Below are 23,621 nucleotides of genomic sequence, written 5' to 3'. Positions count from 1 at the left end.
GACCCGCCCTGACCCAGCATATTCGATCGGAAGCCAATCCAAGCCCTTGAAATGAAACCAGCGCTCAACTTCAAGGGCATCAGGGTTGTTCTCAGAGCAAGCGCTTCACCTCCGCCACGACAGCGTCGGCCGTGATGCCGAAGTGCCGGTACAGCTCCTCCGCCGATCCGGAAAGACCGAAGCCCGTCATGCCAACATAACCTCCACGACCACCGAGGTACCGGTCCCAACCGAAACGCAGGGCCGCTTCGATTCCGATACGCACAGTGTCTCCCCCCAGTACAGTGTCGCGATAGGTGGCATCCTGCGCATCGAACAGTTCCCAGCACGGCATCGAGACAACAGCAGTCGCTATGCCGTTCGCCTCGAGGGTACGTCGTGCTTCCAGTGCGACCGCAACTTCGGATCCCGTGGCCAGAAGCGTCACGGCTCGTTTACCGGCCTCGGCCTCCTCTAGAATATAGGCTCCACGCCTGACGAGGTTCTCTTCCGTATGCCGGGTACGCACGCTCGGCAGCGCCTGACGCGCAAAAACCAGGCTACAGGGACCGGTCCGGTGCTCAAGTGCAACTTCCCAGCACTCCGCCGCCTCGATGGCATCGGCCGGCCGCAAGACCAGCATGTTGGGCATCGCCCGCAGGGACGCCAGAATTTCGACGGGCTGATGGGTTGGCCCGTTGCGCCCGACACCGATCGAGTCGTGGCTGAAGACGAACTTGACCGGCAGTCCCATCAGTGCCGCCATTCGCATCGCCGGCCGTTCATAGTCGGAGAACGCCAGATAGGTCACGGCCAGCGGGATAACGCCACCGTGGGCGGCCTGGCCATTGACCATGGCTCCCATCAGGTGCTCGCGGATACCGCAGTGCAAATAAGATCCACCCTTGTCTGACGCCGTGAAGGCGCGCTGGCTGCGCTTGTGCGACGTGGGCGCTTCGAGATCGGCGCAGCCCACCATCCGCTCGGGCAGAGTTTCGAGCAAGAGGTCGTTGATCTCGGCAGAGGCGAAAATACCGGGCTTGGGCTCCTGCTGTTCGACGACGCCACGCTTGTACTCGAGCAGAACATCGCGCCAGCCCTCGGGCAGTTGACCACTCTGTACGCGCTCCCACTCGGCACGCTCGGCCGCGCTCAGTTTTGCCAGCCGAGCATGCCAGGCCTCGTACTCGTCCTGCGTCCGCTTGCCGGCAGCGCGCCACTGCGACAGTACGTCCTCCGGAATTTCAAAGGGTTCATGGGCCCAGCCCATCAGCTCACGCGCCGCCTCTGCGTCTTCCTTGTAGAGACGTGCGCTGTGGCCACCGCGTTGGCCCTGCACGCGGGGAATACCACGGCCGATCACCGTGCGGCAGGCAATCAGCGACGGTCGGGGGTCCCGTTTAGCCAGTGTGATCGCGGCGGACACCGCGTCCATATCGTGGCCGTTAACCTCGATCACATGCCAGTTGGCGACACGGAAACGGTCGGCAACGTCTTCGCTGATGGCCAGCTCGGTACTGCCGTCATCGGTGATCTGGTTGTCGTCCCAGAACAGAATCAGCTTGCCCAGCTCAAGGTGACCGGCCAGCGATATCATCTCCTGACCAATGCCCTCTTGAAGACAGCCATCGCCGACAAAAGCATAGGTATGGTGATCGACCAGTTCGGAGCCGAACTTCGCACCGAGATAGGCTTCAGCGACCGCCATCCCCATTGCATTGGCGATGCCCTGGCCCAGCGGCCCGGTGGTCATTTCGATACCGCAGGCCGGGTCGATCTCCGGGTGCCCTGCGCAGACGGATCCCAGCACGCGAAAGCGCTTGATTTCATCCAGCGTGACTTCTTCGTAGCCTGTCAGGTATAGCAGCGAGTACAACAACATCGAGCCATGCCCGTTCGACAGCACGAAGCGGTCCCGGTCCGGCCAGGTCGGGTCCTTGGGATTGAATCTCAGATGTTGGGTAAAGAGTGCGGTGGCAATCTCCGCCATGCCGAGTGGTACGCCCTGGTGACCTTCTTCTGCACGAACAATGGCGTCGACGGACAGGAAACGAATTGCATTCGCCAGGGGTTCAGCTGATTTGACATCATCGCTAGAAATCTCCGGTAGCTGCTGGTATGACAGGGTCACGCCGGCAGAGACATCAGTTAAGGACGTTGCTCGGCTCACCCGATACATAGTTGTCGATATGAGCAACCACCTGATCCCAGAGGGTCTGCATCGCTTCTTCGCTTGCCCAGGCGACATGCGGCGTCACGATGACGTTCGGGCGATCCAGAATTGCCTGGAACGGGTGTCCATCCACCATGGGCTCGGATGTCAGGCAGTCGAATCCAATGCCCGCCAGCAGCCCCTCATCCAGCGCCTGAACGACGTCCTCTTCGTCGACCAGCCCTCCGCGACCGGCGTTGATCAGGACCGGCTTGCGCGCCATCCTGCGAAACTCGTCAATGGTCAGTAGATTTCGCGTCTGGGGAGTCAGGGGGCAGTGGAGCGTGATGACGTCGCTTGTGCGCAGGAATTCGTCGAACGGCACGTAACCGGACTCGACCTCCCCTGCGTTTTTGTGGCCTGCATACTGAACCTTCATGCCCAGGGCTTCGCCGAGCCTGCCAACCGACTGGCCAAGCGCCCCCTTGCCGACGATTCCCAGCGTCGACCCAGCAATATCGGTGATCGGATGGCTGAAGAAACAAAACTGACCGGCTTTCTGCCATTCGCCATCGATAACATCCTGCCGGTAACCGACCAGCGAACGGCGCAGGGCAAACATCAGTGCCAACACATGCTCCGGCACGGTGTTGGTTGCATATCCGCGAACATTGGAAACGATGATTCCCCGCTCACGGCAATAATCCATGTCGATGACGTCATAGCCGGTCGCGGCAACGACGATGAGTTCAAGTTCCGGCAGCTTTTCAAGGGATGCTCTGCGTAGCGGCACCTTGTTGGTAATGGCAACCGTTGCGCCCTGCAGGCGTTCGACCACCTGATCGGCTGCCGTCGCCTCATACTCGATCCAGCGATGTGCCGCATTCGGCTTGGTGATGGTAACGGACGGCCCAATGGTGGCTCTATCCAGAAAAACAATTGTTTGCATAGCTGATCCTCACATCACTGCGGACCCCGTCTACATGGGCAGCTGACTTGACGACGGGAGACTGTGCCCGGCGAATGGAAAGCCTCACGTAACGCATCCGCGTACACGAAAAAAGGGCTGGAGCACCAGGCTCCAACCCAAGACAGGTCGCGCTTAAGGGCGCATAAGGCAAAGGACGAGATGCCTTCGGGCACTCAGTGGATCAGGGACCCACCGTTTACATCGACCTCCGAGCCCGTGACATAGGCAGAGAGATCCGATGCGAGGAACAGGCAGCAACCGGCGACATCCCTGGCTTCACCGGCACGCGCCATGGGAATCCCTGCGAGAATGGTTTCCATCATCTCGGGCGTCAGCTTGCCGGCGGTGATATCGGTGGCGATGAAGCCCGGGCATACCGCATTGACACGGACGTTATCCGGCGCCAGCTCGCGGGCGGAGGCTTTGGTCAGGCCCAGCACGCCGGCTTTCGCCGCGGAGTAATGGGGGCCACCGAAGATACCGCCTCCCCGCTGTGCAGAGACGGAAGATATGTTGACGATGGAACCGCTTTTGCGCTCACGCATGTGCGGGATCACGGCCTGCGTCATGTACAGGGTACCGCGCAGGTTTACATCGAGCACGGCATCGTAGTTCTTCGGCTCGATCTCCATCATTTTCAGGGGCTGGGTAATACCGGCATTGTTGACCAGAATATCGATCTGCCCCCAGGTTTCCATCAGTTTCTGCACCGCGCTGAAGCAACCTTCCTTGTCGGTCACGTTGCAGGCCAGACCAACATGCTGAGCACCCAGCTCCGCCGCTGCAGCTTCCGCTGCTGCCTGATCAAGATCCAGAATCGCGACCGTCGCGCCCTGCTCTGCGAAGAGTTTTGCCGTCGATTTACCCAGGCCATTTTTCGAAGCTGCGCCAGTGACAATGGCAAATTTATCGTTCAACAATCCCATTTTCATTTCACTCACTTTTAGAGTTATCAGGAGTCCCTGCGTTATTGCGACACAGGGTTAACGATCAGCCCAGCCAGGCTTTGGTGCGTGCAATGATGGCGTCGGTCGAGATGCCGTACTGGTCATGCAGTACCGGCAGGGCACCCGCATCGAGAAACTCGTCCGGCAACGCAATCTGACGGAAGGCAGGCGTGACACCATTCGTCAAAAGCGTGCTGGCGACCGCCTCTCCCAGGCCACCGATAACACTGTGGTTTTCGGCAGTGATGACAAGGCGACCCGGTTTGCGGCATTCAGCCAGAATGGTTTGCGTATCCAGCGGCTTGATGGTCGGGCAGTGCAGGACACCTACCTTGACTCCGTCTTTCTCCAAAGACTTGGCAGTCTCGAGCGTACGCATGGTCATGAAGCCGGATGAGATGAACAGCACATCGGCGCCGTCCCGCAGCAGCTTGGCCTTGCCGATTTCGAATCTGTAATCCTCGATTTCGTGCAGGACCGAAGGCACCTTGCCGCGCAACAAACGCATGTATACAGGGCCATCGTGTTCGGCCATCGCAGACACGGCCTGTTCGGTATCGATCGCGTCACAGGGATCGATAATGGTCATGTTCGGCAGACCGCGGAAAATCGCCAGATCTTCGGTCGCCTGGTGGCTGGGGCCATAGCCGGTGGTTAGCCCCGGCAGGGCGCAGCAGATCTTGACGTTCAGGTTGTCTTCGGCAATGGCCATCGCGATAAAGTCGTAGGCGCGACGCGACGCAAAGACCGCATAGGTCGTGACAAAGGGGTAAAGCCCTCTTTGGCCAGACCGGCTGCGGCGCTCACCAGAACCTGCTCGGCCATGCCCATCTGATAGAAACGGTCCGGATATTCGTTGGCGAAAACGTGAAGATCGGTATATTTCGCCAGATCCGCCGACAGGCCGACGATATCGTCTCGGGTTTTGGCCAGCTCTATCAGGGCGTTGCCGAAGGGCGCGGTCTTGGTCGGCATACCCTCCGCCGACAGCGATGCAATCATCGCCGACGTCAGCTGTCGCTCGCTGGCATCGACCGGCTTGCGGGGTTCCCACTTGGATGTACGACGGCTCATGGTCATGACGGCTTCCCCTCCTCAAGCACTTTCAACGCCAGATCCCACTCGTCTTCATCGACACGCACGAAGTGGGTAATTTCACGCTCTTCGAGGAACGGCACGCCCTTGCACATCTTGGTGTCGCAGATAATGGCACGCGGTTGCGGTCCGTCGAAATTACGAGCCTTGTCGAAAGCTTCGACCAGCGCCCCGAGATCGTTGCCGTCCACACGCTGCACATACCAGCCGAACGCCTCGAACTTGCCATCGGCCGGCTCGGAGCTCAGCATCTGGGTAGAGGGACCGTCGGCCTGCTGATCATTGAAATCGACCAGGCAGATCAGGTTGTCCAGCTTGTGGTGCGCCGCCGACATGGCCGCTTCCCAGGTGGAACCTTCACCCAGTTCACCATCGGACATCAGGTTGTAAATAAAGGATGAGGAGTTCTTGCGCTTGAGACCCAGCGCCATGCCGACACCGATCCCCAGCCCATGGCCGAGCGAGCCACCGGTGATTTCCATCCCCGGTGTGTAGGACGCCATGCCCGACATCGGTAGACGGCTGTCATCGGTACCGTAGGTTTCCAATTCGTACTCCGGCAGTACACCCGCCTCCAGCAAGGCGGCATAAAGCGCGATGGCATAGTGGCCGATAGACAGCAGGAAACGGTCGCGACCTTCCCACTCGGGTTCTTCCGGACGGTAATTGAGCGCATGGAAATAGGAAACCGCCAGCACATCGGCCACGCCCAGGGCCTGGCCAACATACCCCTGCTTCTGCACAGCGCCCATGCGGAGGGCTTTATGACGAATATTCCAGGCCCGCTGCGCGAGGCTGAGATTCACGTCAATGTCGGTGAAATCAGTCATGTTTTTTACTCTTATGGTTGCCGTAACAAACGTCTCGGCTTCATCGGAACGCGAGGACCATTGTTCCGCCAAGATGCCGGTCGGAACAATCAGAAGCTGGTAAGCATCTTTTAAGTTATGCTTAACAAACGGATTTCGTTAGACTCAATTGTCGAGCTCAATGACGAGAAAATACGCCCATGTCCCGCGATCCCAGCCTGAACGGCATGATCTACTTCGAAGCCGTTGCTCGAAATGGCAGAGTTGCAAGAGCGGCGGAAGAGCTGAATGTTTCGCCGTCGGCCGTCAGCCAGCAGATCAAGCTGCTCGAGGAACTGCTGGGCATCAGCCTGTTCAGACGGGACAAGCGCCAGCTGAGTCTGACGCTGGAGGGTGAGCAACTCTACATGGCGGCCACATCGGCCTTCGGCATACTGCGCAATGCCCGCCAGTCGATCTCCAGACACCGGGAAAGTCACCAGCTCATCCTGCGGGTCAGCCCAAGCTTTGCCGTGCGCTGGCTCGGTCCGAAGCTGGCAGACTTCATACGCCACAATCCCGAGTGGGATCTTCGGATAGATGCCAGCCCCGACCCGTCAAATTTCGATCGTGAGGTCGTCGACCTGGACATCAGGTATGGCCATGGAAACTGGGCCGGGCTGCACTGTGAAGAAATTCTTTCGGATTATGTACTCCCCATTTGCAGCCCTGAATATCGCGATCGGCTGAGGAAGGTCAGCAACTCCGACCTGGAGGTGCTGCAAAACGCCAGACTCGTGGACAGTATCAAAGCCATACTTCAGTGGGACAATTGGCTCGCCAAACACCGTATCACGCGTAATTCGAACTCATCTGCACTGCGCTTCGACCGCTCCTCAATGGCCATACAACAGGCGATCAACAGTGTTGGCGTCGTACTGGAATCGACAACGCTGGCATACGACGAACTCGCATCAGGCACCCTGGTTCCGCTGGTACCCGAGCTCGGAGCCATACGGTTCCCGGCATACTGGATTGTATGCCCAAGCCGGCACCAGAGCCGCAAACTGGTTCAGGTTTTCAGCAACTGGGTCATACAGCAGGCGGAATACCATGAAGAGAAGATAAACCGGTTTCTGGAGGAGAAACAGGTGCCCATATACGATGATCCGGATATCTTCGACTACCTGGCCACCAGCCGCCAATAGCAAACGGCTTGAAAGCCCATACCAGGATGGACCTTCAAGCCGCACAAAATGCTTTATCAGTAGACGGTTGCGGCCGGCACGTAGCTGATCAGTGCAAGAACACCCAGGGCCAATAGATAGAACGGCACCAGCTCCTTGACGACACTGCCAACGGAGGTCTTGGCGATATCGGACGATATATACAGTGTTGTGCCTACCGGCGGTGTATAGAGGCCGATAGCGAGGTTCACCACCATCATCAGGCCCAGTTGAACGGGGTCAAGCCCGATAGACGCCGCTATACCGGTAAACAAAGGTCCCAGGAGCAGGATGGCAGCTGGCAGATCAAGGAAGGTACCCACGACCAGCATGATGATATTCAGTGCGAGAATCACCATCCAGGGCTCTGAAAGCGAGCCGGTGACCCAGAGGGTCAAATTTTGAGGAACCTGCTCCAGCGTCAGTATCCACTGAATGATCGACGAGGCCATGATGATCGCCATAACGGCGCCCGTCATTATCCCGGTCTCCAGGATCGCACGTCGAATGGTGGACCAGTTTAGATCCCGATAGACAAGGGTACCGACAATCAGGCCATAGGCCACCGCCATGACGCTCACCTCGGTCGGCGTGGCGATACCGAAACGCAATGTACCGATTACGAAAACGGGCATCAGCAGGGCCGGAAATGCATGCTTGAGCTCCGATTTCCACTTCTTCCATCCACCCTCGACATGCGCCGCCGGAAAGCCCCGACGCAAAGCCGCAAACCAGGTCAGCGCCAACATGCCAACACCCAGCAAAATCCCCGGAATGATTCCGGCCACAAAGAGATCGATAATCGAGGTGCTTGAAACCAGACCATACAGGATCAACGGGATCGACGGTGGAATCAGTACCGATATCGTGGACGAAGCGGCATTGACGGCCGCCGCAAAACCGGCGGGATAACCGTTCTTCTTCTGCACCGGAATCAGCGCATTACCCAGCGCCGATGCATCGGCAACCGCCGAGCCCGAAACGCCACCGAACATGACCGAGCCAACGACGCTCACATGACACATGCCACCCTTGAAACGCCCGACCATAAGTTTCGCGAAATTGACCAGATGCTCGCCGAAGCGGCCCGACATCATCAGACTGCCGGCAAGAATGAAGAAGGGGATCGCCAGCATCGGGAAGCTTTGCGTTGGCGTGTAAAGCCGCTGTGCGATAACGGCAAGAGACTTGCCTTCGACCAGGAGCGCAATACCGGATGCGCCGATCATCGCAAAGGCGACAGGCACGGCCAACAGAAGGAGTATTGGGAACACCCAAACGAGTAGAGCTGTCATTATCATTCTCCCCGGATCAGCTGAAGTGTGCTTCTGAGGGATCTGCTGCTTCCGCACGACGACCTAACAAAAACTCCAGTACGGTCAGCAATGCAATTACGGCAATCATCGAGAACGCATATATCAGACTGGTGTATCCGTATATCTGAGAAATTCCTGTCTCAGCCAGGCGGCTATATTGGGACGCTTTGACGATCGGAAGCGAATAATAGACCACACCTGCTGAAGTCAATCCGATGAATAGATTGATTAAAATGGCCAGCAGGCGGCGAACAGGCTCAGGCAATACCTTCACTAAGGCATCGACTGTAATATTGCGCCCCTGGGCGGTTGCCATGACCAGACCGCCGGCGACACCCCAGGGAAACAGAATGGCCGGAATTTCGTAGGCCCAGGTAATTCCGGAACCAAAAAAGTAGCGCAGGATGACATTCGCCAGTATCGCCAGAAACATGGTTGACAGGGTCAGCACGACAATCGTTGCACCGCTGAAATTGACAACGGCGGCGACCTGAACGATCAACCTTCGGGCAGCGCCGGAGCGCGAACGCTCCGACACGGCCTTGCTTGCAGTTTCGATGTCAGACATCTCGGTTGCACTCATCACTTGGCTGCCGCACGCAGATCCGAAACAAAGCCTCCCAACTCTTCCTCGTACTTGTCGTATACGGAAGCGGTAGCTTTCATCAGGGCTTCGCGATCAACAGTGGTGAATTTCGCGCCTTCATCTTCCATGACGGACTGCAGTTTCTTGTTCGCGAGCATGTTGCTGCCGCGCTGGTACCAGCCAGCCTGCTTGGCAGCGGCGGTGATGCAAGCCTGATCGTCTTCAGACAGGGAGTTCCACCAGCCCAGGCCGGCAACAACCGGTGTGCTCTCGTACTTGTGCCCCGTCATCGAAATATAAGGCGTAATTTCGTGCAGCTTCGCTGAATAGATATTGGTCAGCGGGTTTTCCTGACCATCGAAAGTGCCGCTACGAAGCGCAGTCGGCAGCTCGCTCCAGGCCAGCGGTGCCGGGTTCGCGCCCAGCGCCTTGAAGATATCGATCGTCACCTGATCCGGCGGCGTGCGGATCTTCATACCTTCGACATCGGCCGGCTTCGAGACGAACTTGTCGGTATGGGTGACGTTTCGAAAACCGTTATCCCAGAACGTTACGATCTTGAGACCGGCTTCCTGAGCCTTCTTGTCCAGCGCATCGCCGACCGGGCCATCCACTACACGCCACACAGCCGGCTCGTCCTTGAACAGGAACGGCAGACCGAGCATGCCGACTTCAGGCACGATTTGCGCGAAAGCACCCTGCGAGTTGGCACTCATCTGGATAACGCCCGCCTGAGCGGATGTCAGCATCTCGGCATCATTCCCCATGGTTGCAGAGGGCGCGTGGTTGACGGTCAGGTCAGAGCAGGAAGGAACGATTGCAGCGAACATTTCGGCAGCGTCATAGCGGGGATTCCCCGGGTTTGCACCATGCGCGAAAACCAGTTCTTCAGCCTGGGCAATGGAAGAGGAAGCGGCAACAGTGATTGAGACAGCCAGAAGGCTTTTGCGAAGAGACTTCATGCGTTCTTTTCTCCGAAACTTTTAGTGTTATTGTCGAACCGCCGCCGTGGAGTCCGGCATCGTTCGCTATGTTGCAAGTCCATCATTGCTCGCTGTACCTGTCGAGATCAATGATGAAATCTTAACGAGATGATTAGCAGGACTAAACAAAAACCGACTCAAACTCAACCGCAAGATCCGTTAACCTTGATGTTTTCTTCCCCTGACGCATCCATCTACGACCACGCCAGGTAATTGGCAACCGAAGCCTTCATCCTGACACCCAGGTGACAGGGGGCCTACAGACAACCAAACACCGTCCGGAGACGCGACATGTCAATCCTCCTCGGCTGTATAGCCGACGACCTCACCGGCGCATCCGATCTGGCCAGCTTCCTCGTGTCGGCCGGCATGAGAACCGTTCAGTTTGTCGGCATCCCCGACGACTCCATGCGTGTGGATGAAGTGGATGCCGTCGTGATTTCATTGAAGTCCCGTTCCCTTCCTGCCCCTGAAGCAGTCGAGAGCAGCCTCCTTGCGCTCGAATGGCTGATGAAGCAGCCCTGTGAACAGTTCTATTTCAAGTACTGTTCGACATTCGACTCCACGCCCCGGGGCAACATCGGTCCGGTACTCGATGCGCTGATGGCGCGACTCGAAACGTCTTTCACCATCGCCTGCCCGGCACTGCCGATAAATGGACGCACACAGTATCAGGGTTACCTCTTTGTACAAGGCCGGCTGCTGAACGAAAGCGGTATGGAGCAGCATCCGCTGACGCCAATGACCGACGCCAACCTGGTTCGGGTTCTGGCCGCACAGTCGCAGGGGCCCGTGGACCTGGTGGATATAACCACCGTTCGCAGGGGAAGTGCTGCGGTGCGAGAGCGATTTGACGAGCTCGCCGGGACAGACTGCCGTTATGCTCTGGTCGACGCACTGGAGCAGGAGGACCTGGTCACAATCGCCCACGCCTGCGGCGGCTTGAAGCTGGTCAGCGGCGGATCCGGCCTGGCGACGGGACTGGCATCACACCTGGCGTCGGAAGGTCGGCTCAACCGCGACATCGACTCGGCAACCCTCGATGCCGTACCGGGTGACACGGTCATACTGGCGGGAAGCTGCTCCAGGGCGACCCTCGAACAGGTGGAGGTCTTCAAGGCGGTCCATCCATCACTGAAACTCGATCCGCTAGCGCTGCAGGAGCAGCGGCAGTCGGTAGCCCAAATCCTCGACTGGTTCGACCGGCACCGCCACCAAAGCCCTCTGATGATCTATGCCAGTGACCATCCCGATGCCATCAGGGCCAGTCAGGCACAACTGGGAATCGCAACGGCCAGCAGCCTCGTTGAAGAAACCCTCGCGGCTGTCGCCCACGAACTGGTACGGCTTGGCGTCCACAAATTCGTCGTCGCTGGCGGCGAAACCTCGGGGGCTGTCGTAAAGGCTTTGGAAACCCGGGGCTTTCGAATCGGCCGTTCGATTGCCCCCGGCGTTCCCCTGATGCAAACGCTTGACGGGACGCCCAGACTGGTTGCATTAAAATCCGGCAATTTCGGTGGTCCCGACTTTTTCCTGTCCGCTGTGGAGGTGATGCAGTGATGAACTCGATCACTCACATGAAGAATCAGATCGTACATTTTGGCAAATCCATCTTCGACCGGGGCCTGACATCGGGCAGCTCCGGCAACATCGGCATCCGCCTGGACGAGGGCTGGCTGATCACGCCAACCAACAGCTGCCTTGGCATGCTGGAAGCCGATGAGATATCTCACCTCGATCGCGACGGCAACCTGCTGGCGGGCAAGCCACCCTCCAAGGAGCTATTCCTGCATCAGGCATTACTGGAACAGCGGCCACAGGATCGGGCGGTGGTGCATCTCCATTCCAGCTACGCGACGGCGGTCTCCTGCCTGTCCAACCTCAATCCGGAGGATGCACTGCCCCCTCTGACGCCCTATCCGATCATGTGTTTTGGTAAGGTGGCAGTGACGCCCTACAGGCGTCCTGGCGATAAACGTCTGGGAGATGACATCAGCGCAATTGCAGACCGATACCGGGCGGTACTGCTGGCCAATCATGGCCCCATCGTCGCTGCCGGCAGCCTCGAATCAGCGGTCTATGCGATCGAAGAACTGGAAGAATCCGCCAAGCTGTTTCTGATGTTGCGGGGGACGGAACCCCGATTACTCAGCAACGAGCAAATCGATGAATTGCAGAGGTTTTTTGGCGGCAGTCACCAGTGAACAAGGTCATAATCAGAGGCGTTTTTCTCATCTCGGTTTCGTAAACACAGGATAGACGTTGCGAAATGGCCATATTGCTGAATGTCGTACTACCGGTTTTTGCCATCATTCTGGCCGGCTTTATCTGTGGCCACAAAGGCCTGCTCGGCGAAGGATCGTTCGAAGGCCTCAACAAGTTCGTCTACTGGATCGCACTGCCGGCCCTTTTGTTCAGGGCCATGGCGGCGGTGGATATCGATGCCCTGCTCAACTGGAGCTTTCTCGGCGCCTATGTCGGCGGACAGGCCCTTACCATGATCGTCGGCGGCCTTGCCGGACTCTGGCTGTTCAGAAACAGCCTCTCCGAAGCTGCGATGAACAGCATGAACACCGTCTATGGCAATACCGGCTTTCTGGGCATTCCACTGATGCTGGCCGCCTTCGGCGATGCCGCAACAGTGCCAACCATCATTACCGTCGTCGTCAATTCCGCCGTGGTGGTGGGGGCCGCGACACTCTTCATCGAGCTCGGCTCGAACGAGGCGACCAGCCTGCGGCAGCTGTTGCGGGATATCAGCGCAGCGCTGATCAAGAACCCGATGCTGGTCGCACCGGTCGCAGGCATTGCGTGGGCATTGATCGGACAGCCACTACCACTGGCGGTTGACCGTTTCTGCGAACTCCTGGGAGCCGCGGCCGGCCCCTGTGCCCTGTTTGCAATCGGCATGTTTCTGGTCGGCAAACCGATCTCCAGTGGCGCCGGTGAAGTGTCCTGCGCAGTTTTCATCAAGTTGATCGTTCAGCCGGCAATCACCTGGTGGATTGCCGCAGAGTTACTGCAAATGCCGCCCCTGCTAACTGCTGTCGCCGTCATCATGGCCGCCACACCGACAGGTGCCGGCAGTTTCGTACTGGCACAGCAATATGGTGTCTACGTGCAGAGGACCTCCTCGGTGATTCTGTTTTCGACCGTCGTCTCGGTACTGACGATCTTCTGGCTGTTGTACCACTTCGATTACCTGATGCCCTGATCCCTCGGCTCCGGCCGGCAGGCCGGGATCACCTTCAGATCCAGCGCCGCACGCGGCGGCAGTAGTCTGCGAAGGACTCGCCGAAGATCCGCCCAAGCGCCCGTTCCTCGGGCTCGATCTGGAAGCGATTGAGATAGAGAACGAAAACCGGCAGCAGCGCAAAGGCGGCCAGGTGCGCGAGCCACACCGCCGCAGCGGCCAGCCACAGCAGGAAGCCGAGGTACATCGGATTGCGGCTGTAGCGGTAGATGCCCGAGGTCACCAGCGCCGAGGCATCTTCCGGCGCGACCGGGTTCAAGGTCGTGCCCGCCCGGCGAAAATGCAGCACACCCGTCAGCGCCACGGCAAAGCCCGCCATCCCCAGCAGGACGGCCAGCCCGATATGCCCCTCGAAGACGAGCGAAGGCGACGGCAGCAGCGCCGAGAGCACGCCCATGCACAGCAGCCACAGGAGGACCAGAATCAGAGGGGGTATTTTGCGTTCCAATGCGATGAATCCTGACATATTCCCGGGGACTTGAGGCAAGCGTACTCTATACCGGTATCGATCTTCATCATGGCTGCCACAAGCGGCTAAAGCCGCCCAGGTATCACCTGAATTTCACCGCCGTGCCGCTGACGCTGACCATCATCATGCCGCCCTGCTGACCAACGACCTCGTAGTCGATGTCGATGCCGACAATGCCGTCCGCGCCGAGCTTGCGGGCTCTTTCCTCCATTTCGGCAAAGGCGATCTCCCGCGCCTTGCCCATCTCCTTCTCGTAGGCGCCGGAGCGCCCGCCGACGATATCGCGCACCGCGCCGAAGATATCCTTGAAGATATTGGCACCCAGTATCGCCTCGCCGACGACCACATCGAGGTAGTCCTTGATCTCCCGTCCGTCGACGGTCGAAGTGGTGGTTTTCAACATCTGTCCTGCTCCCTGTTGCCCGCTGTTTTCAGGATCACCGAAATGGGACCCTGTAGAGCTTGGACCAGCACAGCCGGTCCTGCCAGCCACGCAACGACAACTGACCGGTTTATGTATGAACAACACCGATGAATAAGATGGAAGTTGTTGAAGTGCGAAGTGGCGCAGCGGGTTCAGGCGGCACTCTGATCCGCTCAGCCGGTGCCTACAGGAGCGATCCGGTCAAGCGTCTCTACCCCATGTAAAAAGCTCCCACGACATCCCTTTCGTAGACGTTTTGCTCTGGCCCAAGCCCCGTGGTTTCTGCATTTCGAGAATATTGCCAGGTCCTTATAACATGCTGATCTAAAAACAACGCTTGACGTCAAGCGGCGATGGGATTACGTTTAATAAACATAGAGAAAAAATTTTCGCATTCCGAAAAACACATGGATACAGCATGAAAACCTCGACTGCAGCACAACGCACAGAGCCCGACAAAGCCGACGCCAAGAGCCCAGCAGGGCTTGCGAAGTCCAAGGGCACGAAAAGCACCAAGAGCACCGTCAACTCTCTGGCGAAAGGCTTCCGGGTGCTGGAGGCGTTCTCTTACGGTCGTCCCAAGATGACCCTCAGCGAGGTCTGCGATATCGCCCAGATGGATTCCGGTACGGTATTCAGAATCCTCAATACGCTGGTCGACCTCGGCTATGTCGAGAAGAACGAAGAAACCCGCCAGTTCCGGCTGACACTGAAAGTCACCGACCTCGGTTTCCATGCCATTGGCCGCAGTGACATCCGCGACCTGGTACTGCCGATCCTGCGGGCGCTGGTAAGAACAGTGGGCGAAACTGCAAGCTTTGGCGTGCTGGAAGGTGCCGACATCCTCTATCTGGAGAGGGTTCGGGCCGGCGTTACGCGCCTGGGTGTCGATATCCGTGTCGGCACGACTACTCCAGCCAATTGCAGCGCCATCGGCCAGGCACTGCTGGCCTTTCTGCCGCCGCAGGAACTCGACATCGTGCTGCAAAAGAAATCCAATCCGAGCGGCACGCCGGCCGTGGCCCTGTCCGGAGATGAACTGGATCGTGCACTCGAACAGATCCGGGGTGACGGCTACGCCCTGAAGGAATCCTATTTCACCAGTTCCCTGCGGGTGCTCGCCGTACCCGTTCTGGACCGGGACGGCTACCCGGTCGCCGCAATCAGCGTGGTTGCGCCAACGGTCCGCTTCAGCGAATCGGAAATGCGCAATCTCGCTCTCGAACCCGTGAAATCAGCTGCAACTGAAATTTCACGGGCCCTGAGGGCAAGCGGGAGTATCTCGTCCGCTCTCTGACACACCAAGCAAACCAAGCAAACCAAGCAAGGGCATAACAATGACAGACATCAACATCGATCTCCGCGGCCTCGTTCCGGCACCCGTGACTCCCTTCACCCGTGACGGTGCCGTCGATCACGACGCCATCCAGCGTCTGGGCTCGTGGCTCGGCGGCATCGACGGCGTCAAGGGCCTGGTCGTGCTCGGCCATGCCGGCGAAGGCACCTTCCTGACTCAGCAGGAACAGGCCGAGGTGATCCAGAGCTTCAAGGAGTCCGTCAAGGGGGCCCTGCCGATCATCGCCGGCATCACCGGTGAAGGCACCCAGGTGGCGGCACTGGAAGCCCAGCGGGCTGTCGAGGCTGGCGCTGCAGCCGGCCTGGTCTATCCGTCGCACGGCTGGCTGCGCTTCGGTTACCAGAAGGGCGCGCCGCAGGACCGCTACCGCGCGATCTACGAGGAGAGCGGCCTGCCCCTGATTCTGTTCCAGTACCCGGATGTCACCAAGGCGACCTATAACCTCGAAACCCTGCTCGACATCGCCGCCCAGCCGGGCGTGTTCGCAATGAAAAACGGCGTACGCAACATGCGTCGCTGGGACACCGAAATCCCCATTATCCGTCGCGAGCGCCCGGACCTGCAGGTCCTGACCTGCCACGACGAGTACCTGCTGCACACCATGTTCGATGTCGATGGCGCACTGGTCGGTTACGGCGGCCTAGCCCCCGAGCCGCTGATCGAGCTGATCGCCGCCGGCAAGGCCAAGGACTACCCGAAAGCCCGAGAGATTCACGACCGCCTGTTCCCGGTGACCCAGAACGTCTATCACCGCGGCTCGCACATGGAAGGCACAGTCGCACTGAAGCACGGCCTGGTGGCGCGCGGGATTCTGGAGCACGCCACTGTACGCCCGCCGCTGCTGCCGCTGCAGGAAGGCGCCGACGTGGAAATCGCCAACGCCCTGCGTTCGGCCGGCCTCGTCGACTAAGCCCGGCTCGATCACCACTCCATAGGTTGCACGCTGAGACTGCGATTGGCGTTGTCTCAAGCGGTAGACCCTGCGGCAGAACGGGCCTTCGTTCTGCCGCGACCTATAAAAAGAATATCGGAGAGATGACCATGATAAAAAAAGCGCTCACACGCTGGTCTGCCGGTCTCATTCTCGGCGGACTGCTTTCAGTTTCGGCTCACGCCGACACGCTCAAGATCGGTGCCATGCCGGTTGGATCGGGATGGTACGTCGCCGCAGCGGCGCTCGAAAAAGTCATCGAAGCATCGGTGAAGGATACCGATGTCGAAATCATCGCCCGGGGCGGCGGGGTCGCCAACCCAATGGTTGTGCAGCAGGGCAAGGCCGATATCGCACTGTCCAATGTCGCCACCTCGCTGTGGGCGACCCGTGGCCAGCTGCTCTATGAAGGCCAGGAAGCAACCGACATTCGGTCGCTGGTCGGAGGCCTCAACCCCGTCTACATTGGCGCCATCGTGCGCAACGAATACCTCAAGGAAAACGGTTTCTCCTCGCTGAAGGAGATCCTGGAATCCGACAAAGCCGTCAATATCATGATGAAGCCGCCGGGCTCCAATATTCCGCCGGCCGTCGATATCGTCCTGAAAGCACACGGCATCAGCCGGGCGGATATCGAAGCACGTGGCGGACGCATCATCCAAATCGATTCTTCACAGATGGCACCGCTGATGCGTGATGGCCGGGCCGATCTCTATTTCGACACCGTGCTGCGCGGGCATCCAACCATCCAGGAAATCGCGCTCACCGCCGATGTCAGCTTCATCGACCTCTCGCAGGAATCCATGGACGCACTGGCAGAATACGGCCTCCAGAAGGGTGAAATCCCGCAGTGGTTCGATATCCAGGACAAGCCCACCCTCGGCGGGGATTTCGGCACCCACCTGATCGCCCACAAGAATCTGCCGGATGATGTCGCCTACGCAATCACCAAGAGTGTGGTGGAGCACATGGAAACGCTGGCCGCCGAATTCCCGGCCTGGAAAGCGTTCAAGCTCGAACGGGCCGCAAGCCCGGAAACCAACGGCATTCCACTTCACCCGGGTGCTGAGCGCTACTACAAGGAAAAAGGTCTGCTTTGACCTGACACGCCGGCGCTGGTGCCGGCCTCTTCCTGCCATAGACGCCACGCATTGTGAGGACAACCATGGGTAACAGCATTAAGAGAACCCTTAGCTCCCCCATCGCCTGGGTGGCTTTCGGGTTCCTGGTATTTCAATACTGGATTCTCTTCAGTCCGCAGCAGCCGCACCTGGAGAGACCGACGCATCTAATTTTTGCACTTTTCCTGACGTTTCTGGCCGTCCCGCTGAAGGCTGGGCGTATCCCCAAGGTATTGGCCCGCACCATCGATGCACTCTGTCTGGTTGGCACCCTGGCCGTGGCGGCCTACTACTGGATGGAGATGTCGCGCTTGCAGACCCGGATCGAGAACGTCTCGCCGATTCTGTGGTACGACATTGCGATCGCGATTACCCTGGTGGTGCTGCTGATCGAGGGCATTCGCCGCACCGTTGGCAACATCCTCGTCGCCGTCGTCGCCGCCTTTCTGCTCTACGGCGCCTTCGGCTATCTGGTACCGGGCACCTTCGGCTTCAGTGGACTGAGCCTCGAGGAGTTCTCGGAGATCCTGGCCATGACAACCGGCGGCATCCTGGGCGTCACGACCGAAACCTCGGTGAACTTCATTTTCTACTTCATCGTTTTCGGTGTGGTGTACAGTGCCGTCGGTGGCGGAGAATTCTTCATCGACATGGCGATGCGCATGGTCGGCAAGACGCGCGGCGGGGGCTCCAAGGTCGCGATTATCGGTTCGAGCCTGATGGGCACGATCTCCGGCAGCGCCGTCGCCAACGTGACCGCCACCGGGGTCTTTACCATCCCGCTGATGCGCAAGACCGGAATCTCGGGCGAAAGGGCCGCCGCCACCGAAGCCATCGCCTCGACCGGCGGTCAGTTGATGCCGCCGATCATGGGTATCGCGGCCTTCGTCATGGCGGAACTGCTGGTCACGCCCTATTCCCAGATTGCGCTGGCCGGCGTTATTCCGGCCGTGGCCTTCTATTTCGCCCTGTTCGTCGGTGCCGATCTGCATGCCCGCAAACATGGCGTCGGCACCCTGACCGACGAGGATTTCGAAGGTGTCACGCCGGTATTGCCGCGCATTCACATGGCGTCACCGCCGCTGATACTGGTGCTGTTCCTGATAATGGGATACTCGGCCCAGATCGCCGTGGTCTACGCGACGGTGTCTTGTCTGGTCGTGCCGTTCTTCCGCCGGGAAACCTGGTACTCGCCGCTCAAGCTGCCGCAAATGATCGTGGATTCCGGTCGCCAGGCGGCACTGATCGCCGTGCCGATCGCCGCGATCGGCATCGTCATCGCCGTTGCCATACAGTCCAACCTGGCGCTCAAGTTCGCCTCGGGGCTGATTTCTGCCGGCGGTGGCAGCTATGTCCTGTCACTGGTCATGGTGATTCTAGGGTGCATTATCATGGGCATGGGCCTGCCGACGGTGGCCGCCTACATCATCGGCGCCATTCTCTACGTGCCAGCCCTCGAAGCCCTGAATGTCGAGCCGCTCCAGGCACACTTCTTCGTGATGTACTTCTGCGTACTGTCGATGGTGACCCCACCGGTGTCGCTGGCCTCCTTCGCCGCCGCCGGAGTCGCCTGTACCGACGCCATGCGCACCAGCCTGGTCGCCTTCCGGATGTGCGCCGTGGCCTTCCTGATCCCGTTCGCCTTCATTGCCGACGATGCCCTGCTGTTCCGGGGTAGCTATCTGGAAATCGCCATCGCCGGTGCAGGGCTGATTTTGTCGACCGTAATCTGGTCGATGGGCATCGTCGGATTCATTGTGCGCAACCTGAACGTGGTAGAGCGTGTCTTCCTGCTGCTCTGCGGTGCCGGCGCCATGGTCACCCCGACCGGAAGCCTGGTGTGGATTGCCGGTACCTCACTGAGCATCCTGTATCTCGTGTTCCATGTCGTCACGGCAAAGGCAGGTGCGGAAAAAAGCCCATCACTAGAGGCCAGTGCGAGAAAACCTCGCCCTGAGGCAGATGGCAGGGCTCGCCTGGGGATGTGTGACGACGTATTGAAGTGAGCCAGTGCTGCTGCAACAGCACTGGCTCCGTCTACTTCACCAAGCAAAGGAAGCAAACCCGCACTACAGCGACAGCTTCCAGTCGGGCATACAACCGGAAGCAAACTGAGATGCCCGTTCACTTTACCGCGCGCCCATCGGGGAAATCAATGCGCCGCGCCGGCCACAGAGAAACAGAATCAGCGGGGGTATTCCGCGTTCCAGGCCTATATAACCGATCCGAGCCGGTGGGGTCCTACCCGGACGCCCCGCTCATACGGCGAAAAAGAGCTGACCCAGGGCGAACATGGACAGCGCCAAAACGGCGACACCTGCCACGACCACACAGACCAGGGTGACGATACCCGCCTTGTCATACTCATCGATAGCGACCTCCGGGTAGCGACCCCAGGTCAGAATCCGAACGGCCGGCCAGCCCAGGTACCAAAGGATGTGTTCGATCCAGACTTCGACGACCAGCCAGACCAGAGCGCGAAACAACAGGCTGACAACGGACAGCAAGGCCCGGAGGGCCGATTCGATCAGTTCTTCCATGAACATCACCCTTCGTGAAAAAAGTTCTTCGCACTTTAGCAGGACAAAGGCCTCGTCTGTAGGATGGGCGGAACGATGCCAGGACAGGGGATATCCGATCCTGCAGCAGCCAGGGCGGCGTGCAACCCATCCTGAAGATTCGGCACCCTCTGGACCGAAGCGATTGCAGGGTAATGTCGCCTCAGGCTGCAGCGCGATACAGGCTGAGCGGGATAGCACCCAGTCCGATCAGCCACACCAGGAATCCGGTCAAGGCCCCCAGTATCGGTATGATCTGAACAATGGCGATCATCGCGATGGCCGCAATGATGGAGAGCACCCTGAGGCCCCTGGATGCATCATCCTGCTTCCCGATCAGCCGCAGCCCCAGATCGCCGAGCGAGAAGAACCCCGCCAGCGCGCCGAGTGCGAGCGTGACCAGATACAGCGCCAGCAGCATGAACGCCAGCAGATAGCCGACGACGGTAGCGAACAGCAGACCGACGACGATCGGCGTGCCCACCAGTACCGCCAGGCCCAGCCCCAGCGACGTCCAGGGCGACGCCTGCGCCGCCGATGCCGTCGCCACCCAGGCGCGGGGAAACAGCAGGTAGGTCACCACGCCCGCCACCACCACCCCGAGGACGGCCAGAACACCGCCTGGAGATTCCGGCGGCTCAAAGCCGTGTTCGGGAAAAGGTTTTTGTATCACCTGTCCGGCAATTTTCGCCTCGGGACTGATCTCGGGTTCCATCTCGCTGCGCCATACGAGATCGCCATGAACGACAGCACCGGCCTCGATCCGGATCACTTCGCCGATGACGTTCGCGTCACCGCCGACCTCACCGGCCAGGATCACCTCGCGCCCCGCGGCCCTGAGCTCTCCTCCGATGCCTCCTGCGACAAGGACCGTCTCGCCGGCGAGCCAGGCCCGGCCGCCCACCGCCGCTTCGCGCTCAACCGACACCCTCTGCCCCGCGGCCACGAGGTGATCGCCGACCCGCCCGAACAGCGTTATGTTTCGGCCCGCGACGCGAACATCGTCGGCGATCTCCCCCGAAGGATCAGCGTTTCCGCGGCGGCGATAAGGTCGCCCCCCACCCGTCCGCTGACCGAGACCCTTTGCCCGGCCGCCACCAGGTCCTGCCCGAGATCGGCCACAACCTCCACATCGCGCCCCGCGACATAGACATCCTCGGCCTGCGGCTCTTCGATATGCACGAATTCGTCCGTCCACGGGGTCTGTGCCTGGGCCGGTGAAAGACAGAGCGCTGCCAGCAGGGTCATCAGCCAGTGACGCATCAGCTCATCTCCATTGGATATCAGAATGAGCATAGTATGAAAGCCTGCGAACCGGTCTTTGCAGATCAGCAATGATTCTGCCTTCGGCACAGAGCAGATACAGAAAAGCGGGGAAACAGCTAGGCTGTCCCCGTAATTCCGCGCGCAGGCAGACTTCCTCAGCGATTTGGTGATCCGGAATCGCACACGGCTTAGTGGCTGAGGTGCCTATTCCCTTTTATCGGCGTCTCCCTCTTCAACGCGGCTGGCCCGGGTGGCCACTACACGGAATTTGATGCGCACCTCGTCCTTCACTCTGAGGCCGCCGCCCAGGATGCTGAAGGGCGCGATGCCGAATTCGCTCTGCCGGATGGAAAACTCGCCGGTGGCGGTGAGTAGCTCACCCCGCCCCTCCACCGCCACAGGCACCGTCAGTTCCCGGTCGGCGCCGCGCAGGCGCAGGCGGAAGGTGATGTCCGGTTGCCAGGGCGGTCCCGTCAGGGTTCGGGAGCGCAGCTCGATGGTGGGATATTCGGCCGCGTTCAGCACCTGGGGCCCCAGCATGTTCTCCCGGGTGTCGGCCACGGCCTGTGCGGAGAGTTCGATGCCGAATGCCCCGCCCTCCTGACGCCGCACCGCTGGCGGGTCCACCGCGAGTCCGGCCACGGGAATGGTCAGGGCGAATCCGGAGTCGTGGAACTCCGGCGCCAGGTAGATATCACCGGTCATGTCCCCGGCAACCATCACATGGTTGTGGCCGTATTCCGCAAGGGGGCCGCCCCGGTAGACATAGACGCGCGCCTCGGACCGTTCCGGGACGACCTGGTAGTGGTCGGCGCCGGCCACCGCCAGCACCGGCAGTTCCTTCTCGGGAGAGGGGACTGTTATCTCCGTCCGGGGCAGGGGCTGGCAGCCCGCCACGAGCAGGCTCAGCAGGATCAGCAATGCGGCTGTGAACAACGGCGGGGAAAGTTGTCCGTCCATGAGGACCTTCTCTTCTTCGAGAACACAGTCATAATAGTCTGTACCCGATGACAAAAACCATGCGCAAGAAAAACATGGCCTGGCGCAATACACCCCACCGATACGGTATCGTCGCCCAAAGTCTGCACTGGCTGATTGCGGCCCTGGTCGTGCTCCAGTTCTACCTGGGCCTGAGCGCGTCGGATCTGCCGATGAGCATGGAACGGCTGATCCTGCTGGGCCGCCACAAATCCGTGGGCATGACCATCTTTATGCTGACGGTCCTGCGGCTTGGCTGGCGGCTCTACTCCCCGCCCCCGCCTCTGCCCGGGCACATGGCCCCTGGGAACGGCGGCTGGCACGGGGCACTCACTATCTTTTATATGGCATTTTGCTCAGCATGCCGGTGGCGGGCTGGATTTCGTCTTCGGCGTTCAACCTGAGCGTGAGCTGGTTCGGCCTTTTTACCTGGCCCGATCTGGTGGAGCCGGACAAGGCGCTGGCCGGGATGACCAAAACCATCCACGCCTCTCTGGCGGGATTGCTGCTCCTCACCCTGCTGCTGCACGTAGCGGGAGCCCTGCGCCACCACTTTTGGTTGCGCGACGATGTCTTGCGGCGCATGCTGCCGGGTCAGGCCCGGCGGGCTGGGAGGTCCAAACCGTGAAACTCACCGCTCTGCTCCTGACCGGGATACTGACGCCCACGGCGTCCCTGGCCGCCTGCTGGGAGCTGCGGCAGGAACCCGGCGCATTCACCTTTGTCGGCACCCAGGCGGGGGCACCGGCCCGCGGGGTCTTCGAGCGCTACACGGGGGTGCTGTCCCTGCCTTCCGGAGATATCGGACAGGGTTTCCTGAAGGTGCGGGTGGATGTGGCCTCCCTGGAAACCCAACTGCCGGAACTGAACGAGGTTCTGCGGGGCGCGGAATTTTTTGATGCCGCCCGGTGGCCGTCCGCCCACTTCACGAGCGACTCCCTGAAGGCACTCGGTGACGACCGCTACCAGGTACGGGGAGACCTGCACATCCGGGACATCACCCATCAGCGGACCACCGAGTTCCGGATTACCGGCCCGGCCGGCCACCGGCGGCTTCAGGGTAAGGACAGTATCAAGCGGCTCGACTACGGCGTCGGCACCGGTGAATGGAAAAACACCCGGTGGGTGGGCAACCAGGTATCGGTGGAGGTGGATGTCGCGTTGGAGGCCGTCGATGAGAGGGCATGTGGGAATTAGGGATTTCCGGGGACAGTATACCTAT

Annotated in this window: 25 protein-coding genes and 1 pseudogene; 11 read left to right on the top strand and 15 right to left on the bottom strand. The window is 59.7% G+C overall.

Features of this window, described 5'->3' with window-relative positions; all coding sequences use genetic code 11:
• Positions 1 to 91 precede the first annotated feature (91 nt).
• The 6 genes and pseudogenes from tkt to ACFQDL_RS14610 all read right to left on the bottom strand — a co-directional run bounded on the left by tkt (position 92) and on the right by ACFQDL_RS14610 (position 5,973).
• The gene (tkt, locus tag ACFQDL_RS14635) at positions 92 to 2,158 is read right to left on the bottom strand and encodes a transketolase (protein WP_379909675.1); all 2,067 of its coding nucleotides are present in this window, start codon (positions 2,156 to 2,158) and stop codon (positions 92 to 94) included.
• Positions 2,124 to 3,080, bottom strand: a complete 957-nt coding sequence (locus tag ACFQDL_RS14630; protein ID WP_379909674.1) for a D-2-hydroxyacid dehydrogenase — start codon at positions 3,078 to 3,080, stop codon at positions 2,124 to 2,126. The genes tkt and ACFQDL_RS14630 overlap by 35 nt, the downstream gene beginning before the upstream one ends.
• A 194-nt stretch (positions 3,081 to 3,274) precedes the next feature.
• Entirely contained in the window at positions 3,275 to 4,033 is a 759-nt protein-coding gene (locus tag ACFQDL_RS14625) for an SDR family NAD(P)-dependent oxidoreductase (protein ID WP_379913094.1), read from the bottom strand.
• Between the two features lie 58 nt (positions 4,034 to 4,091).
• The gene (locus ACFQDL_RS14620) at positions 4,092 to 4,433 is read right to left on the bottom strand and encodes a transketolase C-terminal domain-containing protein (RefSeq protein ID WP_379913092.1); all 342 of its coding nucleotides are present in this window, start codon (positions 4,431 to 4,433) and stop codon (positions 4,092 to 4,094) included.
• Between the two features lie 156 nt (positions 4,434 to 4,589).
• A pseudogene (locus tag ACFQDL_RS14615) lies at positions 4,590 to 5,023 on the bottom strand (transketolase family protein); the annotation flags it as partial.
• Positions 5,024 to 5,124: 101 nt separating this feature from the next.
• On the bottom strand, positions 5,125 to 5,973 hold the full coding sequence (locus ACFQDL_RS14610) for a transketolase (RefSeq protein ID WP_379909672.1): 849 nt from the start codon (positions 5,971 to 5,973) through the stop codon (positions 5,125 to 5,127).
• Between the two features lie 179 nt (positions 5,974 to 6,152).
• On the opposite strand from ACFQDL_RS14610, the gene ACFQDL_RS14605 reads away from it, so the two are divergent.
• On the top strand, positions 6,153 to 7,139 hold the full coding sequence (locus ACFQDL_RS14605) for a LysR substrate-binding domain-containing protein (RefSeq protein ID WP_379909671.1): 987 nt from the start codon (positions 6,153 to 6,155) through the stop codon (positions 7,137 to 7,139).
• A 56-nt stretch (positions 7,140 to 7,195) separates the two neighbouring features.
• Here ACFQDL_RS14605 and ACFQDL_RS14600 read toward each other — a convergent pair whose 3' ends face one another.
• Genes ACFQDL_RS14600 through ACFQDL_RS14590 form a run of 3 tightly spaced genes read right to left on the bottom strand, consistent with a single transcriptional unit; the run spans position 7,196 to position 10,021 of the window.
• Positions 7,196 to 8,452 carry a TRAP transporter large permease gene (locus ACFQDL_RS14600; protein WP_379909670.1) on the bottom strand — a complete coding sequence of 419 codons (1,257 nt, stop codon included), beginning with the start codon at positions 8,450 to 8,452 and terminating at the stop codon, positions 7,196 to 7,198.
• Between the two features lie 16 nt (positions 8,453 to 8,468).
• Complete coding sequence (locus ACFQDL_RS14595) at positions 8,469 to 9,056, bottom strand: TRAP transporter small permease (protein WP_379909669.1); 588 nt, start codon at positions 9,054 to 9,056, stop codon at positions 8,469 to 8,471.
• Positions 9,056 to 10,021 carry a TRAP transporter substrate-binding protein gene (locus ACFQDL_RS14590; protein ID WP_379909668.1) on the bottom strand — a complete coding sequence of 322 codons (966 nt, stop codon included), beginning with the start codon at positions 10,019 to 10,021 and terminating at the stop codon, positions 9,056 to 9,058. The genes ACFQDL_RS14595 and ACFQDL_RS14590 overlap by 1 nt, the downstream gene beginning before the upstream one ends.
• Before the next feature lie 312 nt (positions 10,022 to 10,333).
• Between ACFQDL_RS14590 and otnK the strand changes: the two genes are divergently transcribed.
• The 3 genes from otnK (at position 10,334) to ACFQDL_RS14575 (ending at position 13,256) form a co-directional block, all read left to right on the top strand.
• On the top strand, positions 10,334 to 11,602 hold the full coding sequence (gene otnK, locus ACFQDL_RS14585; RefSeq protein ID WP_379909667.1) for a 3-oxo-tetronate kinase: 1,269 nt from the start codon (positions 10,334 to 10,336) through the stop codon (positions 11,600 to 11,602).
• Entirely contained in the window at positions 11,602 to 12,246 is a 645-nt protein-coding gene (gene otnC / locus ACFQDL_RS14580; RefSeq protein WP_379909666.1) for a 3-oxo-tetronate 4-phosphate decarboxylase, read from the top strand. Before otnK ends, otnC begins: the two co-directional genes overlap by 1 nt.
• A 65-nt stretch (positions 12,247 to 12,311) precedes the next feature.
• Positions 12,312 to 13,256 carry an AEC family transporter gene (locus tag ACFQDL_RS14575; protein WP_379909665.1) on the top strand — a complete coding sequence of 315 codons (945 nt, stop codon included), beginning with the start codon at positions 12,312 to 12,314 and terminating at the stop codon, positions 13,254 to 13,256.
• A gap of 34 nt (positions 13,257 to 13,290) precedes the next feature.
• Here the strand turns inward: ACFQDL_RS14575 and ACFQDL_RS14570 are convergent, their stop codons facing one another.
• Together ACFQDL_RS14570 and ACFQDL_RS14565 are read right to left on the bottom strand one after the other, a co-directional pair.
• Positions 13,291 to 13,743: a methyltransferase family protein gene (locus ACFQDL_RS14570; RefSeq protein ID WP_379909664.1), complete on the bottom strand. Its 453-nt coding sequence runs from the start codon at positions 13,741 to 13,743 to the stop codon at positions 13,291 to 13,293.
• A 103-nt stretch (positions 13,744 to 13,846) separates the two neighbouring features.
• Positions 13,847 to 14,167 carry a heavy metal-binding domain-containing protein gene (locus tag ACFQDL_RS14565; protein WP_379909663.1) on the bottom strand — a complete coding sequence of 107 codons (321 nt, stop codon included), beginning with the start codon at positions 14,165 to 14,167 and terminating at the stop codon, positions 13,847 to 13,849.
• A 439-nt stretch (positions 14,168 to 14,606) separates the two neighbouring features.
• On the opposite strand from ACFQDL_RS14565, the gene ACFQDL_RS14560 reads away from it, so the two are divergent.
• From ACFQDL_RS14560 to ACFQDL_RS14545, 4 genes are all read left to right on the top strand, one after another.
• Positions 14,607 to 15,485, top strand: a complete 879-nt coding sequence (locus tag ACFQDL_RS14560; RefSeq protein WP_379909662.1) for an IclR family transcriptional regulator — start codon at positions 14,607 to 14,609, stop codon at positions 15,483 to 15,485.
• Positions 15,486 to 15,525: 40 nt separating this feature from the next.
• Positions 15,526 to 16,455, top strand: coding sequence for a dihydrodipicolinate synthase family protein (locus ACFQDL_RS14555; protein ID WP_379909661.1), 930 nt, complete (start codon positions 15,526 to 15,528; stop codon positions 16,453 to 16,455).
• Positions 16,456 to 16,580: 125 nt separating this feature from the next.
• Positions 16,581 to 17,576 carry a TAXI family TRAP transporter solute-binding subunit gene (locus ACFQDL_RS14550; protein ID WP_379909660.1) on the top strand — a complete coding sequence of 332 codons (996 nt, stop codon included), beginning with the start codon at positions 16,581 to 16,583 and terminating at the stop codon, positions 17,574 to 17,576.
• A 65-nt stretch (positions 17,577 to 17,641) separates the two neighbouring features.
• Positions 17,642 to 19,603, top strand: coding sequence for a TRAP transporter permease (locus ACFQDL_RS14545; RefSeq protein WP_379909659.1), 1,962 nt, complete (start codon positions 17,642 to 17,644; stop codon positions 19,601 to 19,603).
• A 252-nt stretch (positions 19,604 to 19,855) separates the two neighbouring features.
• Here ACFQDL_RS14545 and ACFQDL_RS14540 read toward each other — a convergent pair whose 3' ends face one another.
• The 4 genes from ACFQDL_RS14540 to ACFQDL_RS14525 all read right to left on the bottom strand — a co-directional run bounded on the left by ACFQDL_RS14540 (position 19,856) and on the right by ACFQDL_RS14525 (position 22,381).
• Positions 19,856 to 20,137 carry a hypothetical protein gene (locus tag ACFQDL_RS14540; protein WP_379909658.1) on the bottom strand — a complete coding sequence of 94 codons (282 nt, stop codon included), beginning with the start codon at positions 20,135 to 20,137 and terminating at the stop codon, positions 19,856 to 19,858.
• A gap of 181 nt (positions 20,138 to 20,318) precedes the next feature.
• Positions 20,319 to 21,083 (bottom strand): DUF8173 domain-containing protein, encoded by a 765-nt coding sequence (locus tag ACFQDL_RS14535; protein WP_379909657.1) that lies wholly within the window; start codon positions 21,081 to 21,083, stop codon positions 20,319 to 20,321.
• Between the two features lie 47 nt (positions 21,084 to 21,130).
• Complete coding sequence (locus ACFQDL_RS14530) at positions 21,131 to 21,451, bottom strand: hypothetical protein (protein ID WP_379909656.1); 321 nt, start codon at positions 21,449 to 21,451, stop codon at positions 21,131 to 21,133.
• Positions 21,452 to 21,625: 174 nt separating this feature from the next.
• Positions 21,626 to 22,381, bottom strand: a complete 756-nt coding sequence (locus tag ACFQDL_RS14525) for a YceI family protein (protein ID WP_379909655.1) — start codon at positions 22,379 to 22,381, stop codon at positions 21,626 to 21,628.
• Positions 22,382 to 22,440: 59 nt separating this feature from the next.
• Between ACFQDL_RS14525 and ACFQDL_RS14520 the strand changes: the two genes are divergently transcribed.
• Genes ACFQDL_RS14520 through ACFQDL_RS14510 form a run of 3 tightly spaced genes read left to right on the top strand, consistent with a single transcriptional unit; the run spans position 22,441 to position 23,596 of the window.
• Positions 22,441 to 22,803, top strand: a complete 363-nt coding sequence (locus tag ACFQDL_RS14520) for a cytochrome b (RefSeq protein ID WP_379909654.1) — start codon at positions 22,441 to 22,443, stop codon at positions 22,801 to 22,803.
• 2 nt (positions 22,804 to 22,805) lie between these two features.
• Positions 22,806 to 23,027 (top strand): cytochrome b, encoded by a 222-nt coding sequence (locus tag ACFQDL_RS14515; RefSeq protein ID WP_379909653.1) that lies wholly within the window; start codon positions 22,806 to 22,808, stop codon positions 23,025 to 23,027.
• Complete coding sequence (locus tag ACFQDL_RS14510) at positions 23,024 to 23,596, top strand: YceI family protein (RefSeq protein ID WP_379909652.1); 573 nt, start codon at positions 23,024 to 23,026, stop codon at positions 23,594 to 23,596. The genes ACFQDL_RS14515 and ACFQDL_RS14510 overlap by 4 nt, the downstream gene beginning before the upstream one ends.
• Positions 23,597 to 23,621 lie beyond the last annotated feature (25 nt).

This window comes from Marinobacterium aestuariivivens (genome assembly GCF_042661465.1).
GTDB classification, from domain to species: domain Bacteria; phylum Pseudomonadota; class Gammaproteobacteria; order Pseudomonadales; family Balneatricaceae; genus Marinobacterium_A; species Marinobacterium_A aestuariivivens.
This window is presented reverse-complemented; position numbering and strand designations above follow the sequence as displayed.